At 71.1% G+C, this 1725-nt stretch carries 3 protein-coding genes; 1 reads left to right on the top strand and 2 read right to left on the bottom strand.

Annotated features, from left to right (window positions below; genetic code table 11):
- Positions 1 to 349 precede the first annotated feature (349 nt).
- Positions 350 to 577, bottom strand: a complete 228-nt coding sequence (locus tag VIU94_RS23855) for a hypothetical protein (RefSeq protein ID WP_331913925.1) — start codon at positions 575 to 577, stop codon at positions 350 to 352.
- Positions 574 to 1065: a hypothetical protein gene (locus VIU94_RS23850; protein ID WP_331913923.1), complete on the bottom strand. Its 492-nt coding sequence runs from the start codon at positions 1063 to 1065 to the stop codon at positions 574 to 576. Before VIU94_RS23850 ends, VIU94_RS23855 begins: the two co-directional genes overlap by 4 nt.
- 153 nt (positions 1066 to 1218) lie before the next feature.
- Between VIU94_RS23850 and VIU94_RS23845 the strand changes: the two genes are divergently transcribed.
- A partial coding sequence (locus VIU94_RS23845) for a Scr1 family TA system antitoxin-like transcriptional regulator (protein ID WP_331913921.1) occupies positions 1219 to 1725 on the top strand: 507 nt, incomplete at its 3' end.

Here is a 1725-nt window from a genome sequence, read left to right as displayed (position 1 = left end):
GACCGTCTTATAGACGGTCGGGTCGAGGATCGTACGCATCGGGGGCCTCCATGATCTCGCGGTACGCTTCGCTGTCTCTGGGGATGGCGCCGCACTTCTGGCAGTAGAAGGTGTCCTCACGTGCCCAGGTCTTGTCCGGCTCGTGCTTGCCGCCCATGAGGCACGGGGACGACTGGAGGCGCCGTCCCTCCTCGCTGAATCTCCACACGTTGCCGAGAGTAGCCTCCTCGTGTCGTCTTGTGTTGGTGGTCGCGGCCCCGGAGGCTTCCGCGCAGGCTCCGGGGCCGCGACGCAGGGTGGGGGCGGCGGTGGGATAACGGGGGTCACCGGGCGTCCCGCCGCCCCCGGCTCATGAGGGCGCGGCCCGCTCCCGCTCACGCTGCCGGGCCGCCGCCCGCTCGATGATGTCGCCGAGGTAGGCGACGCGCTCGGGGTCCTCGCGCCTCCCCTGGAAGTACTGCGACTCCGTCACGACCTCGTCCATCGCCAAGTTGAACGCGGCCAGCGCCATGGCCAGGCCGCGGCGTCGTTCCGGGTCGAAGTCCTCCGGATGCTCGGGACGCTCCGGCTGGCTCATGGCCGGGCCAGCAGTCCGACGAGGGCGACCTCCGCGCCCATCACGTCGTTGGCCTGCGCGAGCGGGTCGCCCCAGTGCGTCCAGAACCACAGCTCGTCGTCGGCGGTGGGGCGCGGCTCGCAGGTGATGCGGACGGCGCGGGGGGTGCCGCCCACGGTGACCGAGACGGTGATCTCGTTGTCGCCGATGTCGACGCTGTACTTGCGGACGCCCATGCGCCGGGCGAGCGTGGCGAGCTGCCGGGTCCGCAGCTCCAGCAGGACGCGCTCGCCGTCGGCGGCGGCCTGCTGGATGAGCAGGCTCCGCAGCCCGTCGTACGACCCGGCGAGCAGGACGAGCGCCTTGTCGCCGCCGCCCTGCTTGACCGCGCGGTAGGGCGTCGACGGGAGGTCGCTCGGCCCGATGTCGTAGGCGGGGAACTCGGCGCGCAGGGCGGCGAGACGCGATTTGAAGTCTTGCGGTGGCGCTGGGTTGGGTACCTTGCCCATCAGCCCGACTCCGTTCGGGTTAGGTCCCGGGTCCCGGGTCCCGGCGCTTCACCGCCGGCCGGGCCGTCTGTGTCCTGAGACACATTCAGCTCCGCCCCGACACGCAGGGTCAACAAATTTGCAATAATTTGCAGCACGTGGCGTACTGACGTCATGACTCTCCAGACAGCCGCGCCACGACCGGCGCCCCCGTCCGCCCTGGAAATGCGCGACGACCTCGGCAAGGAGCTTCGCCTCCTGCGCAAGCGCGCCGGCCTCACCGGAATCCGCCTCGGCGAACTGCTCGACTGCCACGTCTCCAAGGTGTCCCGCATCGAGACCGGCCTCACGATCCCCTCGCCGCGGATGGTGCGCGCGTGGTGCCACGCCACGAACGCCGATGACCAGGCTGACGACCTCGCCGCGCAGGCCGAGAACGTCGATGTGGCCTACCGCGCGTACCGCAGCACGCAGCGCGCGGGCGGGCTCCGGCGCCTCCAGGAGGAGGGCATCACGGAGCTGTTCGAGGCCACGCGCCGCTGGCAGGCGTACGAGCCCCGCGTGCTGCCCGGCATCCTGCAGACCGTCGACTACGCCTCGGCCGTTCTGGAGATCACGAGACAGCGGCTCGATCAGCCGGACGACGTGCGCGGCGCGGCTGAGGCGCGGTTCGCGCTGCGG

This window comes from Streptomyces sp. (genome assembly GCF_036566765.1).
Taxonomy (GTDB): domain Bacteria; phylum Actinomycetota; class Actinomycetes; order Streptomycetales; family Streptomycetaceae; genus Streptomyces.
Note: the sequence above shows the minus strand (reverse complement) of the source record. Positions and strands in the feature narration are given on the sequence as shown.

Coding starts and splice junctions, on each gene's coding strand:
- VIU94_RS23855 (WP_331913925.1), bottom strand. CDS start 577: ATGAGCCAGCCGGAGCGTCCCGAGCATCCGGAGGACTTCGACCCGGAA.
- VIU94_RS23850 (WP_331913923.1), bottom strand. CDS start 1,065: ATGGGCAAGGTACCCAACCCAGCGCCACCGCAAGACTTCAAATCGCGT.